14 protein-coding genes are annotated in these 14,335 nt (G+C 77.0%); 3 read left to right on the top strand and 11 right to left on the bottom strand.

Features of this window, described 5'->3' with window-relative positions; translation table 11 throughout:
• Positions 1 to 24 precede the first annotated feature (24 nt).
• The 3 genes from HL189_RS11380 to steA are packed head-to-tail and all read right to left on the bottom strand — an operon-like array spanning position 25 to position 2,995.
• On the bottom strand, positions 25 to 861 hold the full coding sequence (locus tag HL189_RS11380; protein WP_369133811.1) for a hypothetical protein: 837 nt from the start codon (positions 859 to 861) through the stop codon (positions 25 to 27).
• Positions 858 to 1,814, bottom strand: a complete 957-nt coding sequence (locus tag HL189_RS11375; protein WP_369133810.1) for a copper transporter — start codon at positions 1,812 to 1,814, stop codon at positions 858 to 860. Before HL189_RS11375 ends, HL189_RS11380 begins: the two co-directional genes overlap by 4 nt.
• On the bottom strand, positions 1,811 to 2,995 hold the full coding sequence (steA, locus tag HL189_RS11370) for a putative cytokinetic ring protein SteA (protein WP_369133809.1): 1,185 nt from the start codon (positions 2,993 to 2,995) through the stop codon (positions 1,811 to 1,813). Before steA ends, HL189_RS11375 begins: the two co-directional genes overlap by 4 nt.
• 173 nt (positions 2,996 to 3,168) lie before the next feature.
• On the opposite strand from steA, the gene HL189_RS11365 reads away from it, so the two are divergent.
• Complete coding sequence (locus tag HL189_RS11365) at positions 3,169 to 4,200, top strand: TetR family transcriptional regulator (RefSeq protein ID WP_369133808.1); 1,032 nt, start codon at positions 3,169 to 3,171, stop codon at positions 4,198 to 4,200.
• Here HL189_RS11365 and recN read toward each other — a convergent pair.
• From recN to HL189_RS11345, 4 genes are read right to left on the bottom strand one after another with little or no spacing between them, the layout of a single operon-like run.
• Entirely contained in the window at positions 4,197 to 5,999 is a 1,803-nt protein-coding gene (gene recN, locus HL189_RS11360) for a DNA repair protein RecN (RefSeq protein WP_369133807.1), read from the bottom strand. The two genes, HL189_RS11365 and recN, sit on opposite strands and share 4 nt — an antisense overlap.
• Positions 5,974 to 7,035, bottom strand: a complete 1,062-nt coding sequence (locus tag HL189_RS11355) for an NAD kinase (RefSeq protein WP_369133806.1) — start codon at positions 7,033 to 7,035, stop codon at positions 5,974 to 5,976. The genes recN and HL189_RS11355 overlap by 26 nt, the downstream gene beginning before the upstream one ends.
• A complete protein-coding gene (locus HL189_RS11350; protein ID WP_369133805.1) occupies positions 7,032 to 7,829 on the bottom strand; it encodes a TlyA family RNA methyltransferase in 798 nt (265 codons plus the stop codon). Before HL189_RS11350 ends, HL189_RS11355 begins: the two co-directional genes overlap by 4 nt.
• The gene (locus HL189_RS11345; RefSeq protein WP_369133804.1) at positions 7,829 to 8,065 is read right to left on the bottom strand and encodes a hypothetical protein; all 237 of its coding nucleotides are present in this window, start codon (positions 8,063 to 8,065) and stop codon (positions 7,829 to 7,831) included. Before HL189_RS11345 ends, HL189_RS11350 begins: the two co-directional genes overlap by 1 nt.
• A 257-nt stretch (positions 8,066 to 8,322) precedes the next feature.
• Between HL189_RS11345 and HL189_RS11340 the strand changes: the two genes are divergently transcribed.
• Positions 8,323 to 8,640, top strand: a complete 318-nt coding sequence (locus HL189_RS11340; RefSeq protein ID WP_369133803.1) for an SCP2 sterol-binding domain-containing protein — start codon at positions 8,323 to 8,325, stop codon at positions 8,638 to 8,640.
• Between the two features lie 46 nt (positions 8,641 to 8,686).
• On the opposite strand, the gene HL189_RS11335 is transcribed toward HL189_RS11340, so the two are convergent.
• Positions 8,687 to 9,751: an HAD-IIA family hydrolase gene (locus HL189_RS11335; protein ID WP_369133802.1), complete on the bottom strand. Its 1,065-nt coding sequence runs from the start codon at positions 9,749 to 9,751 to the stop codon at positions 8,687 to 8,689.
• A 43-nt stretch (positions 9,752 to 9,794) separates the two neighbouring features.
• A complete protein-coding gene (locus tag HL189_RS11330) occupies positions 9,795 to 10,196 on the bottom strand; it encodes a tetratricopeptide repeat protein (RefSeq protein WP_369133801.1) in 402 nt (133 codons plus the stop codon).
• A 105-nt stretch (positions 10,197 to 10,301) separates the two neighbouring features.
• Here HL189_RS11330 and HL189_RS11325 point away from each other — a divergent pair, with 105 nt between their 5' ends.
• Entirely contained in the window at positions 10,302 to 11,612 is a 1,311-nt protein-coding gene (locus HL189_RS11325) for a DUF1015 domain-containing protein (protein ID WP_369133800.1), read from the top strand.
• A 14-nt stretch (positions 11,613 to 11,626) separates the two neighbouring features.
• Here the strand turns inward: HL189_RS11325 and HL189_RS11320 are convergent, their stop codons facing one another.
• Positions 11,627 to 11,986, bottom strand: a complete 360-nt coding sequence (locus tag HL189_RS11320) for a single-stranded DNA-binding protein (protein WP_369133799.1) — start codon at positions 11,984 to 11,986, stop codon at positions 11,627 to 11,629.
• An 84-nt stretch (positions 11,987 to 12,070) separates the two neighbouring features.
• Complete coding sequence (locus tag HL189_RS11315) at positions 12,071 to 12,961, bottom strand: hypothetical protein (protein WP_369133798.1); 891 nt, start codon at positions 12,959 to 12,961, stop codon at positions 12,071 to 12,073.
• Positions 12,962 to 14,335 lie beyond the last annotated feature (1,374 nt).

Genomic DNA, 14,335 nt, shown 5'->3' with positions numbered 1-14,335 from the left:
CCGAGCGCCCCCGTCCGCGGCGGCTCACGCCGGCCGGCGGCCGAGCCGGTCGAGCTCGCGCAGCCCGGGCGTGGAGTCGATGACCCGGGTGAAGCTCACCTTCTCGCTCGCCAGGGTCAGCGCCGTGACGACGGCGAGCACGGCGGCCCGGCCGCCGCGCCCGGGCGCCGCGGCCAGCCGCAGGCCCAGCAGGGCGCCGACGGCGTTGGCCCCGCAGTCGCCGAGCATGACCCGCTCGCCCAGGTCGTCGGGCAGCACGCCGAGCGCGGCGCCGAGCGGCCCGGCCGCCAGGCCCCCGGCCGGGCCGCCGGCGGTGGCCGCGGCCAGCAGCACCGACACCTTCGCCGCACGCCCGGGGCGGAGGTCGAGCAGGTTCAGCAGGTTCGCCGTCCCGGCGACCAGGCCGGTGGTGAGCACGCCGTCGACGAGGGACGACACCCCGTTCCCCCGGCGCGTCAGCACGGCGGCGACGGCCGCGGCGGCGCCGATCCCGGCGACCTTCACCGCGCCGGCGGACACCCGGCCCTCCCGCAAGGCGGCGAGATGGCCGGCGAGCCCCTTGTCGCGGGCTTGCTCGGGACGCGCGCCGGCCACGTCGTCGTAGCCGCCGACCAGCCCGGTCACGGTGCCGACGACGGCTGCGGCCGCCCGGTACCCGGCGGGCGCGCCGAGCACCGCGGACCCGGTCGCCGCGGCCGCGAGCACCGGGCCGCCGAGCAGGGTGACCGGGCGCCGCGCGTAGTTGGTGCGCCGCCAGCGGGCTCCGGCCGGCGACGCGGCCAGCGGGCCGGTCGCGGCCAGGCCGGCGCGCGCGGCGAGCGCGCCGGCGGCCGCCAGCGCAGCGCGTCGAGCGGTGCTCACGAGGCGGGCGCGGGCACCGGCTGGGTGTCCTCGCCGACGCCGTACTCGCCCGACGTGCCGCGTCCCTCGGCGGCCACCGCGAGCACGGCACTGATCCGGCCGGCGGGCGTGGTCACGTTGTCGACGGTGGAGACGGCGCTGGACACCGCCTGGTCACCGCGGACGGCGGCCACCAGGCCGCCCTCCCCCGCCGAGGCGGGGTCGCCGGCGACGACCGCGCCCGAGCCCGCCGCGTCCAGCGCCTCGGCCAGCTGGACCAGGCCGGTGGTCCGGTCCTCGTCGGCGGCGTTCCCGGTGAGGGTGCCGGTGGTCAGCACGATGGCGAAGTCGGCCGGGCTGACCGAGGAGGTGTCCTGGCTCAGCACGTCGAGCTCCTCAAGGCCGGCGAGCACCGAGGACGTGGCCGCGGTGTCGGGGACGGTGCCGGCGGTGGGGCTGCCCGGACCCGGGACCATCAGCACCTGCGCGAGCAGGGAGGCCACCAGCTGCCCGGTGTCGTCGGTCTCGGGGAGGGTGATCCCCGGCGGGCGGCCGGGGCCGGTGACGTAGCTCTGCAGGCTGGTCGCCGACGCCGGGTCGGTGTAGGCGTCGGTCAGCCGGACGGTGCCGGTCACCGTCGCGCCGGCACTGCCCAGCAGCGCGGTGACGCCCTCGACGACCTCGGCGGGCACCTCGCCCGGGGCCAGCACCAGCACGACGCTGCGCTCGGCGAGGGTGCCGGCCACCAGCGTGGGGCCGACGGCCTCCTCGAACGCGCCGACGTCCTCGACCTGGGCCTGCAGCTCCTGGGTCTGGTCCTCCAGGTCCCGCTTGTCCGCCTGCAGGTCGCTGACCTGGCCCTGCAGGTTGTCCAGCACCGGGCCGTTGAGCTGCGTCGTCCCGATGACGATCCCCAGCGCCACGGCGAGGAAGACCGCGATCAGGGAGACCAGGTGGTAGCGGAAGTCGATCACGAGAAGAGGTTCTCCAACCAGAACACGAAGCTGTCCCATTGGTCGATGAGCAGGTCGAGGTAGACGCGCCCGGCGGTGGAGACGGCGAGCGCGGCGACGATCGACGCGAGGGCGGCGAGGACCAGCAGCACGAGCGCGAGGGTCGAGATGCGGCTGCGGTACAGCCGGCTCACGCCCTTGGCGTCGACGAGCTTCCCGCCGAGCCGCAGCCGGGTGAGGAACGTCGAGGCCATGCCGCCACGGCCCTTGTCGAGGAACTCGACCAGCGTGGCGTGGGTGCCGACGGCGACGATGAGCGAGGCGCCCTTCTCGTCGGCCAGGAGCATCGCGATGTCCTCGCTGGTCGCCGCAGCCGGGAAGGTGATGGCGTCGACGCCGAGGTCCTGGACGCGCTGCAGGCCCGGCGCGCGGCCGTCGGCGTAGGCGTGGACGACGACCTCGGCGCCGCAGCGGAGGACGTCGTCGCTCACCGAGTCCATGTCGCCGATGATCATCTCCGGCTGGTAGCCGGCCTCCCGGATGGCGTCCGCGCCGCCGTCCACGCCGATGAGCACCGGCCGGTAGTCGCGGATGTAGGACCGCAGGGCCGCGAGGTCCTCCTTGTAGTCGTACCCGCGGACGACGACGAGCGCGTGCCGGCCCTCGATCTTGGTCGACACGTCGGGCACGCCCACGCCGTCGAGGAGGAGCGCGCGCTCGCGCTTCATGTACTCCATCGTGTTGGCGGCGAAGGCCTCCAACTGCACCGACAGGCCCGCCCGCGCCTCGGCCATCGCCTCGGCGACCGACTCGGTCGTCTGCTCGACGCCCTCGGCGACGAGCGTCTCCCCGGCGAAGACCTGGTTGCCCTCGACCCGGACCGGGGTGCCCTCCTTGAGCTTGGTGAAGACCTCCTTGCCGACGCCGTCCACCAGCGGGATGCCGGCCTCGACGAGGATCCCGGGGCCCAGGTTCGGATAGCGGCCCGACGTGCTGGGGGCAGCGTTCACCACCGCGGCGACCTTGCAGGCGACGAGCGAGTCCGCGCTCACCCGGTCGACGTCGACGTGGTCGATGACCGCGACGTCACCCGGGCGCAGCCGCTTGGTGAGGTTCTTGGTCCGACGGTCGAGGCGGGCGGTGCCGGTGATGCCGGGTTCGGTCTCGGACGGCCGTCCGCGCCGCAGAGTGCCGATGCGCATGGCCTGGATGGTCCCACGGGGGCCGGACGCACGTGGCCCGACGCGCAACAGTGACCGATCGCTCACACGCTGTACCCGACACCGGTTTTCCCGCGACACGGCCGGAAATCGCCCGGCTCGGCCTGCATGTCGCTGCGCGGGGACCGGACCGTCCCGTCACTAGCGTGACTGCTGTGACTGGAGGGGCCTCCGCACGCCGGAGTACAGCAACTGTCCTCGCCGACGACCTGGTCGAGGGGCTGGCCGAGGAGCTCGCCGGCGCCCGGGGGCCGGGGAGCTCGCCGGCCGGTCCCGGCGCCGGGCACACCGGCTCCCCGCCCGCCCCGGACGACGTGGCGGAGCCGGCCGGCGCGGTCGTCCCGGAGGACGCCGTGCCCGCGCCGGTCGTCACGCTGCCGCCGCGCCCGGTGGCCGACGCGCCGGTCGAACCGGTGCCGCCCGCGCCGCCGGTGGAGCCCGCCGTGGCGGGGAACCGGGACGCGGCCGGTGACCGGGACGCGGCCGGTGACCGGGACGGGGCGGGTGACCGGGACGGCGCCGGCCCCGGGCGGCGGGCCCGGCGCCGGGAGCGCCGCGGGCCCACGCTGCGGGAGCAGCGGCGGCTGCGCACCCGGGAGGCGATCATCGACGCCGCCGCGCAGCTGTTCGCCGAGCGCGGCTTCGACTCCGTGAGCGTGGTGGAGATCGCGCAGCGGGCCGGGGTGGTCGAGAAGACCGTCTTCAACCACTTCCCGGTGAAGGAGGGGCTGGTCTTCGAGGCCGACCCGCCGATGCGGGCGCTGGTGCTGGAGGCGGTGCGCCGCCGTCCGGCCGGCGAGTCGGTGGCCGCGGCGGCCGGGTCCTTCGTCGTCGCCGCGGTGAGCCGGCTGGGCTCACCGGCCGCCGCGGAGGGGGTCGCGGAGATGGCCCGGGTCATCCGCGGATCGCGCACCCTGCAGGTGCGGGAGCGGGAGATCCTCGACGGCCTGACCGAAGCGCTGGCCGAGCAGATCACCATGGAGACCCGGCCGGCGCTCGGCGAGCTGGAGCCCTGGCTGGCCGCCAACGCCGTCGTGGGCCTCTACACCGCGCTGCTGGAGCTCGCCCGCGACCGGGTGCTCGCCGGCCAGTCCGGTCCGGAGCTCGAGGACGAGCTGCGCCGCCGCGGTCGCCGCGGGCTGGCGCTGCTGCAGTTCGGCCTCGCGGGCTACGCCAAGCGACGCTAGCGTCCCCGCTCGGCGGCGACCGCGAGCAGTTCACGGGCGTGGGCCTGACCGGTGTCACTGTCGGCGAGCCCGGACAGCATCCGGGCCAGCTCGCGGACCCGGTCCTCCCCCTGCACCGCGCGGATGTCGGTGGCGGTCACCCCGGCGCCGGAGTCCGGCGCCTTGTCCACGACCAGGTGCGTGTCGGCGAACGCCGCGACCTGGGCGAGATGGGTGACGACGACGACCTGGTGCGCCCGCGCCAGCCGCGCCAGCCGCCGTCCGATCTCCCCCGCGGCCTGCCCGCCCACGCCGGCGTCCACCTCGTCGAAGACCATCACCGGCACCGGGTCGGCACCGGCGAACACGACCTCGATCGCGAGCATGACCCGGGAGAGCTCACCGCCGGAGGCGCCCTTGTGCACCGGCCGGGCCGGTGCCCCAGGGTGCGGTGACAGCAGCAGAGCCACCTCGTCGACGCCCTCGGGACCGGGCCGGTCGGGGTCGCTGTCGATGCGGAAGGACACCTGGGCGGTCTTCATCGCCAGGCCGGCGAGCTCCGTGCCGACCTGGGCGGCGAAGCCCTCCGCGGCGGCGCGCCGCCCCCGGCTGACCCGGGCCGACAGCTCGGCCAGGTGCGCGCGGGCCGCGTCGCGCTGGGCCTCCAGCGCCTCGAGTGCCTCGTCGGAGACGTCCAGCTCGGCCAGCCGCTCCTGGGCGTCGGCGGCCCAGGCGAGCACCCCGGCCAGTCCCGCGCCGGGATCGGCGTACTTGCGGACCAGCGCGGTGATCGCCGCGCGCCGGTCCAGCACCTCGGCCAGCCGGGCCGGGTCGGCGTCCAGGTCGGCGACGTAGCCGGCCAGCTGCACCCCGACGTCGGACACCACGGCGACGGCGTCCCGGAGGTCCTGCGCGAGCAGCACGAGCGTGGGGTCGTCGGACCCGCCGAGGGCGCGCTCGGCGGTGGCCAGCGCGCTGGTCGCGTCCTGCGGGAAGCCGCTGTCGCCCCCGAGGTCACCGGCCACGTCGCCGACCAGCGCCAGCCGGGCCTCGTCGGCCACGGCGCGCAGCGCGTCGGCGTCGCCGAGCCGCTTGGCCTGCGTGTCGAGCGCCTCGTCCTCCCCCGGCTCCGGCGCCACGGCGGCGATCTCCTCCAGGCCGTGGCGCAGCACGTCGGCGGTCTGCGCCAGCTCCCGCGCCTGGCTGCGCCGCCGGTCGAGGTCGTCGGCGAGCTCGCGCCAGGTGGCGTACGCGGCGCGGTGCTCCTCCAGCAGGGCCAGGTGCGCAGGACCGGCGTAGCGGTCCAGCGCGCGCCGCTGCTCGGCCGGGCGGGTCAGCCGCAGCTGGTCGGTCTGGCCGTGCACGGCCAGCAGGTCCTCGGCGAGCTCGGCGACCACGCCGACCGGCACGCTGCGACCGCCGAGGTGCGCCCGCGACCGCCCCTCCGCGCTCACGGTCCGGGCGAGGATGAGGCTGCCGTCCTCGTCCGGCTCGGCGCCCGCGTCGGCGGCCCGCGCCCACACCGGGGAGTCGGGCGGCAGCACCAGCCGCCCCTCCACGCCGGCCCGGCCGCCGGCGCGGACCCGCCCGGGGTCGGCCCGGCCGCCGAACAGCAGCGTCAGGCCGGTGACGACCATGGTCTTGCCGGCGCCGGTCTCGCCGGTCACCACGGTCAGCCCCGGACCGAGGTCCAGGGTGACGTCGTCGATCGCGCCCAGCCCGCGGATGTGCAGCTCCGAGAGCGCACCGTTGCGGGGAGCCGCGGGCGGGGTGGCCGGCTGCTCCCGCGGTCGCTCACGCCGCGCCGTCCTGGTGGCCACCGCTCACCTCCTCCGCGGCACGGACCGCCCCGTTGTCGCTGTGCACCGCGTCCTCGACGGTGCTGATGTCGCGGGTGAGCACGTTCGGCCGCGGGGCCTCGTGACCGGGCCCGTGCGAGCGGGCGTCGCGGAACCCGCGGACCGGCAGCCCGAACTTGGCGACCAGCCGGTCGCTGAACGAGGTGGGGTTGACCCGGGCGATGCGGACCGGGTGCTCGGACCGGCGGACGTCCACCCGGCCACCCTCGGGCACCTCGACGATCCGCCGGCCGTCGGCGGAGATCCGGGCCCGGTGGCCGTCGGGCGGGGTCGCGATGGTGAGCACCGAGTTCGGTGAGGTGACGAGCGGACGGGAGAACAGCGCGTGCGCGTTGGTGGGCACGAGCAGCAGCGCCTCGACGTCGGGCCACACGACCGGGCCGCCGGCGGAGAACGCGTAGGCGGTGGAGCCGGTCGGGGTCGCGCAGAGGACGCCGTCGCAGCCGAAGCTGGTCAGCGGGTGGCCGTCGACGGCGAGGACGACGTCGAGGACCCGGGACCGCTCCACCTTCTCCACGGACACCTCGTTGAGCGCCCAGGTGCTCCCGGTGGGCCGGCCGTCGATGTCCCGGACGGTGGCCTCGAGGGTCAGCCGTTCCTCGACCAGGTACTCGCACCGCTCGACCGCGGTGAGCATCTCCTCGACCGCCTCGGGCTCGGTCTCGGCGAGGAAGCCCACCCGGCCCAGGTTCACGCCGGTGATCGCCGCGTCGGTGGTGCGGGCCAGCTCGGCGGCCCGGAGGAACGTGCCGTCGCCGCCGAAGACGAGAAGGATCTCGGCGCCGTCGGCCGCCTGGGGACCGGAGCTGCAGACCTCGGCGCCGGGGATGGCCAGCGCCGCGGCCTCGTCGTCCAGCACCCGCACGGTGAAACCGTCCTGCGCCAGGCGGGCCGCCGCCGACCGCGCGAGGTGCACGATGTCGGCCCGCCCGGTGTGCACGGCGAGCAGCACACGCCGGGTCCGGGTGCCCGACCTGCCTGGGGTGCCCTGGGTCACTGTGGTCCCTCCTGAACAGCGCGGTCGACGTCGGCCTGGTCCGGTGGCGCGGCGTCCTGCCGCAGCCGGAGGAAGAACTCCACGTTGCCCGCCGGACCGGGCAACGGGCTGGCCACCACCCCGGCGGTGCCCCAGCCGAGCTCGGCCGCGGCCCGCGCCACGGTCAGCACGGCGTCCGCGCGCAGCGCCGGGTCGCGCACCACGCCGCCGGCGCCGAGCCGGTCGCGGCCCACCTCGAACTGGGGCTTGACCATCGGCAGCAGGTCGGCGCCGGGCAGGGCGCAGCGGGTGAGGGCGGGGAGCACGAGCCGCAGGGAGATGAAGGACAGGTCGGCGACCACCAGGTCGACGGGCCCGCCGATGGTCTCGGGGGTCAGCTCGCGGACGTTGGTGCGCTCGTGCACGGCCACCCGGTCGTCGGTGCGCAGCGACCAGGCGAGCTCGCCGTAGCCGACGTCGACGGCGACCACCTCCCGGGCACCCCGGCGCAGGAGCACCTCGGTGAACCCGCCGGTCGAGGCCCCGGCATCCAGGGCGCGGCGACCTTCGACCGGGACGGGGAAGGCGTCGAGCGCGCCCAGCAGCTTGTGCGCGCCGCGGGAGACCCAGCTGGGCTCGTCGGGGTCGGTGCGGACGACGACGGGGGTGCCGGCCGCCACGCCGGTGGCGGCCTTGGCGGCGGCCTGGCCCGCCACGGTCACCCGCCCCTCGACGATCAGGCTCACCGCGTGCTCGCGGGAACGGGCCAGGCCGCGCCGCACGAGCTCCGCGTCGAGCCGGCTGCGTCGCGCCATCAGAGCTGGTCGATCGTGGAGAGCTCGCGCCGCAGCCGCTCGTGCTCGGCCTCGAAGACGCCGACGTGCTCGGCCACCGGACGCCCGGCGAGATCGGAGAACGGCGCCGGCCGCTGCACGGGGTGCGGATCCCCCGCCGCAGCCGACCCGCCGGCCGGCCCCGTCCCGCCCGCCGGCACCGGGGCCGACGGGCGCGCCGGACCCGGCACGGGGCGGGGCCGGTCGGGGTCGCTCACGGGCTGGTCCTCCGGGTGGTCGTCGGTCGGGGTGGTGGCGGGCGCCGGCGTCCGGCGGAGCCGGGACGAGGCGTGCACCGGTCACCCCGCAGGTTACCGGCCGGCAGCCACCCGGCCGGGGCGATGGACCGCACGGACCGCCGCCGGGGTTGGGCGCGGAGGTCCGGCGGGTACCGTGCCCCGGACCGCGGGTCCGGGACCGGCCCGGTCGGCAGCGGGAAGGGGCACTGGCGCAGGTGGCGACGCTCGAAGAGTGCATGACGGCCGTCGAGGGCTTCGTGGGATCGCTGGCCAGGTCGGACGCGGCCCGCGACCTGGACCGCTCGGTGTCCTGCCGGCTGACCGACCTCGGCCACGTCGTGCAGGGCCGGCTCGCGCGGGGCTCGGTGCGCGACATGGCAGCGGTGCCCGACTCCCCCGCCGTCCCGAAGGCCGACATCCGGCTGACCATGTCCAGCGACGACCTGCTCGCGATGACCGCGGGGCGGCTGTCCTTCGGCCCGGCCTGGGCGGCCGGCCGGGTGAAGCTGGAGGCCGGGCTGCGGGACATGCTGCGGCTGCGGTCGCTGCTCTGAGGTCCGCGGTCCCGCCGTCCGCGGCACCGCGGGACCGCCCGCCCGCTCAGCCGTGGGCCAGCCCCCAGCGCTCCAGCACCGCGCGGGCCGCGGCGTCGCCGGCCCGCACGACGGCGGGCTGACCGCCCTCGGGGTGCTGCGTCCAGTGCGCGAGGGCCAGGGCGCGCAGCCCGTCGAGGCCGTCGCCGTCCCCACCCGTCCCGGCCCGCAGGACGAGCTCGGCGCCGCCGACGCGGGCGCTCCAGCGTCCGCACCGCCATCCGCCGTCGACGGCCGTGACGGCCGGGTGCGGGGTGAGCACCCCGCCGGCGTCCTGGGCCAGCAGGTCCGGCCGGTGCTCCGGAACCGCGGACAGGAACGTGGCCGGGGTGGTGACCCCGGTTAGGACCAGCAGGCTGGCGGCCCCGGCGCGCGCCGCGCCCTCGATGTCGGTGTCCAACCGGTCGCCGACCACGAGCGGGCGCCGCGCCCCGGTCCGCCGCACGCACTCGGCGTGCATCGCCGGGTCCGGCTTCCCGGTGACGAGCGGCTGCTGCCCGGTCACGGCGCTGACCACCCCGACCAGGGCGCCGTTGCCGGGCAGCACCCCCCGCGGCGAGGGGATCGTCGCGTCGGTGTTGGTGGCCACGTGCCGGGCGCCTCGCCGGACCGCCACCACCGCCTCGGCCAACTGCGCCCAGCCGACCTCCGGCCCGTACCCCTGGACGACGGCCCGCGGCTTGTCCTCGGCGGTGGCCACCACAGTGAGCCCGGCCGCCGCGAGCGCCGCGGACACACCGGGCCCGCCGACGGGGAGCACCGGCGCGGCCGGCCCCAGCAGCTCCGCGACCACCGTCGCGGCGGCCTGGGAGCTGGTGATCACGTCCCCGGGGCCCGCGGCGACGCCCAGGTCGGTGAGGTGGGCAGCCACCTGCTCGGGCGTGCGGGCGGCGTTGTTGGTGACGTAGCCGAGCCGCATGCCCGCCGCGCGCGCGGCCGCGAGCGCGTCGGGCACCCCGGGGACGGCCGCCGGACCGACGTAGACCACACCATCGAGGTCCAGCAGCGCCACGTCGTAGGTCCGGGCGGGCGGCTCCGCCGAGCCCGCCGCGAGCGGGTGCACGGCGGTCACCGGGACGCCCCGCGGCGGGTACGGCAACGGGTGGGGTTACGGGTCACGACAGCTCCTCGGCGGTCCCACGGCGGGCGCGGACGCCGCGCAGCGCTCGGGCGTACTGGGTCTGGTCGGGCCGCATCGCCACGGCCAGGGCGAGGTGTTCGGCGGCCAGCCCCAGCTCGCCGGCGCGGCTGGCGGCCAGCCCCAGGCCGAACTGGGCGTAGTCGTCGGTGGGGTTGAGGTCGATGAGCCGGGTGAAGCTGTCCATCGCCGCCCGGTACCGCCCGGCGTCGTACTGGGCGCGGGCCAGCGCCTCCAGCACGCTCCTGGACGCGGGCTCGGCATCCGCCGCGCGCGTGAACAGCGTGGCCGCGGCGTCCGGGTGGCCGTCCCCGAGCAGCTGGAGTCCGCGCTGGTACCACTCGTAGACGCCGCCGTCCGGCCTGCCCGTCCCGACCACCTCCCCTCCTCCCCTGCTCGACCCGTCCCGGCGCGGGACGGGACCAGCGGCGGCCCGGCCGGTGCCGGCCCCCGCCGCCGTCCGGCGCGCTCCTACGATCGGTGCGTGCCCTCGACGTCGGCGGACGCCCCGCCCCCTGACTCGGCGGGCCTGGACGTCCGGCCCTTCCGTGCCCTGACCTACCGCGACCACGAGCCGGGGCACCTGGCCCGGGTCAGCTCGCCGGCCTACGACCTCGTGACGGCAACTGGCCGCGACCGGTTGGCCGCGGCCGATCCGCACAACATCGTCCGCCTGATCCTGCCGCACGTCGACCCGGTGCCGGGTCAGGAGCCCAACCGCGCCACCCGGCAGGGCGCCTCCGCGGACCTGGCGGCGTCGACGATGCGGCGCTGGCTGTCCGAGGGCGTGCTCACCGAGGACCGGGCACCGGGGCTGTGGCGGTACGAGCTGGCTCCGGCCTCGGGCGCGCCGACCATCGGTTGGCTCGGCGCCGTGACGGTGCCTCCCGCCGGGAGTGCCGCGGTGCTCCCGCACGAGGACACCTTCGCCCCTGCCGTGGACGGACGCCGGGCCCTGCTGGACGCGACCGGCACGGACCTGGAGCCCATCGTGCTGGCGCACGACCCCGACGACGAGGTCGCCGCCCTGACCGCGGCGACGGGTGCGCAGCCGCCGACGCTGGAGGTGGCCGACCCCGACGGGGTGCGTCACCGGCTCTGGCGGGTGACCGACCCCGAGCTCACCGGCCGGCTGACCCGCGCCCTGGCGCGGACCCGGGCGGTCATCGCGGACGGGCACCACCGGTTCGCCGCCGCACGGGACCACCGGCGCGACGGCGCCGCGGGCCGCTGCGCCGTGCTCGCGCTGCTGACCCCGATGGGACCGGGCGGGCTGCGGGTCCACGCCATCCACCGGGTGCTGCCGGACCTGGACCTCGGGACGGCCGTCGCCCGCGCGCGGTCGGCGATGGCGGTGCGGGAGCTGCGGGTCCCCCGCGGCGGGCTCGAGGCGGTCGCCGAGGAGTGGTCGAGCGGCTCCGCGGGGCAGGCCTTCCTGCTGACCGACGGCGAGCGAGCCGTCGAGCTGTCGGCGCCGGCGCCGGCCCTGCTGGCCCGGGTGCCCGCGGAGGCCCCTGCCGCCTGGCGGCGGCTGGACGTCGTGCTCGCCCACCACGGCCTGATCACCGGGCTGTGGGAACGCGCGGACGACCCGGCCTCGGTGCTGGTCGCGCACGACGTGGACGAGGCGCTGCGGCTGGTCGCGGAGCGGGCGGGCACCGCGCTGCTCCTGCGATCGCCGTCCCCGGGGGACGTCGCGGCCGTCGCCCGCGCCGGGGCCCGCATGCCGCGCAAGTCCACGCTGTTCGTGCCGAAGCCGCGCACCGGACTGGTGCTGCGCCCGCACACCGACTGAAGGCGGCGGACCGGTCACGCCGACCTCGGGGTGGCCCGGGAACCGCTCTTGGCGACCTTCCGCCCGCGTCGGCAGTTGACCTCGTAGACGACGGCGGTACCGGTGGCCGTGCGCCAGAAGCGCCGCTGGAGGGCGCCCTCCACCTCGACGACGTCCTCGGCGACCCAGGCGGCCGCGTAGCGCTGCAGGGCGGGCAGGTAGCTCACGCAGGTGATGACGTCGGACCTGGGGCCGCGAGGTCGCGGCTTCTCCCGACGGACCGCCAGCTTGAACACCAGCAGCGTGTCGCCGCTGGGCAGGGGACGCAGTTCGGGAGCAACGGTCAGCCGCCCACGGAGGACGACGTCGTTGCGGTCGATGACGGCGAGGCTCATGGAACGAGCCTGGCCGGGCGCGCCCGCACCGGCCAGGGAGGACGACGATCTGTGGACGCCCCTGACCGATGTGGACGACGCTGGTCAGACCGTCGGTGGCTGCTGCTCGTCCGTCGAGGGGGGCGGCTCCTGGAACAGCCGCGTGTGGTCGCGTTCGACCGGCGGCGGCACCTCGCCCAGCAGCTCGGCGACCTCGGCCTCGATGTCGTCGTCGCTGACGGCGTCGAACCGGTCGTCGAGCACCTCGTCCTCGTCGAGCTCGTCGTCCTCGTCCTCGTCCTCGTCCTCGCCGAGATCGACCTCGTCCTCGCCGAGTTCGACTGCGTCGACCTCGTCATCGTCCGCCTCGGCCTCGGCCTCACCGAAGTGCTCGGAGACGCCGGTCAGGTCGTCGGGATCGGCTGCGGCGATCGCGGCGTACCACTGCGACGCGCGGTCGGCCTCACCCCGGTCAGCGAGCAGGTCTGCGTAGGCCGTCGCCAGCCGGAGCCGGCCGACGTCCGCCCGGCCGAGACCCTCTGGAGTGGGACGTCCGCCGAGGGCGGCCTCGAGCACCAGCGCCGCGGCCGGCCCCTCCCCCAGGTCCTTGCGCGCGCCCGCCTCCACCAGCCGCAACTCGACCAGCTCGTCGCGGTCGGGCGCGTCCTGCAGCGCCTCCTGGACGAGTCGGAGGGCGTTCTCCGGCCGCCCGAGCGCACGCTCGCAGTCGGCCAGGACGGCGCGGTAGCTCTGGTCGCCGCTCATCCGCGCGTAGGCGCGCAGCTCGCGCCCGGCCTCGGCGAAGTCACCGGCGTGGTACGCCGCGACGCCGACCGCCTCGCGGACGACGGCCAGCCGGGACGCCCGGTCCCGGGCCGCCCGGGCGTGGGCGAGCGCCAGTTCCGGGTCCTCGTCCAGGAGACCGCCGGCCGCGACGAGATGCCGCCCCACGGTGGCGGCGTTGCGGGAGTCAAGGCCGCGCAGTGCGGTGCGCACCGACGGGTCCAGGTCACCGGGATCCGCCCACTCGGGGATCTCGGGCCCGCTGGGGCGACGCTCGACGTCATCTCGCGGCGCGCTGGGGCGTCGTTCCTGCCAGGCAGGGCGCTCGTTACGCTCGGGACGGCGGTCCCGGTCGGCCGCGCGCTGGCCGGCGTCGCGGCGCTCGGGGCGGCGCTCCTGCCAGGCCGACCCGGCCTGGCTGCGGTCACCACCGGGACGGCGGTCCGACCACTCCCGGCGCTCGCCGCCGGGGCGCTGGGGGCGGTCCCCACCGGCGCGCTGGGGACGGTCACCACTGGCACGCTGGGGCCGGTCACCACTGGGACGGCGGTCCTGCCAGGACGAGCCGCTCTGGCTGCGGTCACCGCCGGGGCGGCGGTCCGACCACTCCCGGCGCTCGCCGCCGGCGCGCTGGGGACGGTCACCACCGGCGCGCTGGGGCCGGTCACCACTGGGACGGCGGTCCTGCCAGGACGCCCCGCTCTGGCTGCGGTCACCGCCGGGGCGGCGGTCCGACCACTCCCGGCGCTCGCCGCCGGCGCGCTGGGGACGGTCACCACCGGCGCGCTGGGGCCGGTCACCACTGGGACGGCGGTCCTGCCAGGACGCCCCGCTCTGGCTGCGGTCACCGCCGGGGCGGCGGTCCGACCACTCCCGGCGCTCGCCGCCGGCGCGCTGGGGACGGTCACCACCGGCGCGCTGGGGCCGGTCACCGCCGGGACGGCGGTCCTGCCACTCCCGGCGCTCGCCGCCGGGGCGCTGGGGGCGGTCCCCACCCGCGCGCTGCGGACGATCACCAGCGGGACGACGCTCCTGCCAGGACGACCCGCCCTGACTGCGGTCCCCGCCGGGACGGCGGTCCTGCCACTCTTGGCGCTCGCCGCCAGCGCGCTGGGGGCGGTCACCGCTGGGACGGCGGTCCTGCCAGTTGCCGCCCTGCGTGCCTCCGCGGGAGTTGCGGTCATCCCGCCCGGACCCGGCAGCCCCGCGAGAGCCACCTTCGGTCGGCCGGCTACCGCGGTGTCCTGCCGGGCGCCCGGCGCGGTCGCCGCCCTGGCGCGCACCACCCCCAGCGCCCCTGCCGCCGCTGGGGCCTCGCCCTCGATCGGACCCGCCGGCCCCACGTCGCGGAGTTGTCATGGTCTGCTCGTACCTCACTGGTAGTCGGCGCACGCACGGAGGGGCGCCGGGAAGCTGCTACCGGGCCGAGACCGGAGGTCCGACCGTCAGGGCAGCAGACGGAAAATGCGGAAAACGGGGGCCAGAGCAGTGATGCTCTGACCCCCGTTCTCGAAGATTGTCCGGCGGTGTCCTACTCTCCCACCCCGTCCCCGGGGCAGTACCATCGGCGCTGAAAGGCTTAGCTTC

Origin of the sequence: Modestobacter sp. I12A-02662 (assembly GCF_041028325.1) — a bacterium.
Lineage (GTDB): Bacteria > Actinomycetota > Actinomycetes > Mycobacteriales > Geodermatophilaceae > Modestobacter.
This window is presented reverse-complemented; position numbering and strand designations above follow the sequence as displayed.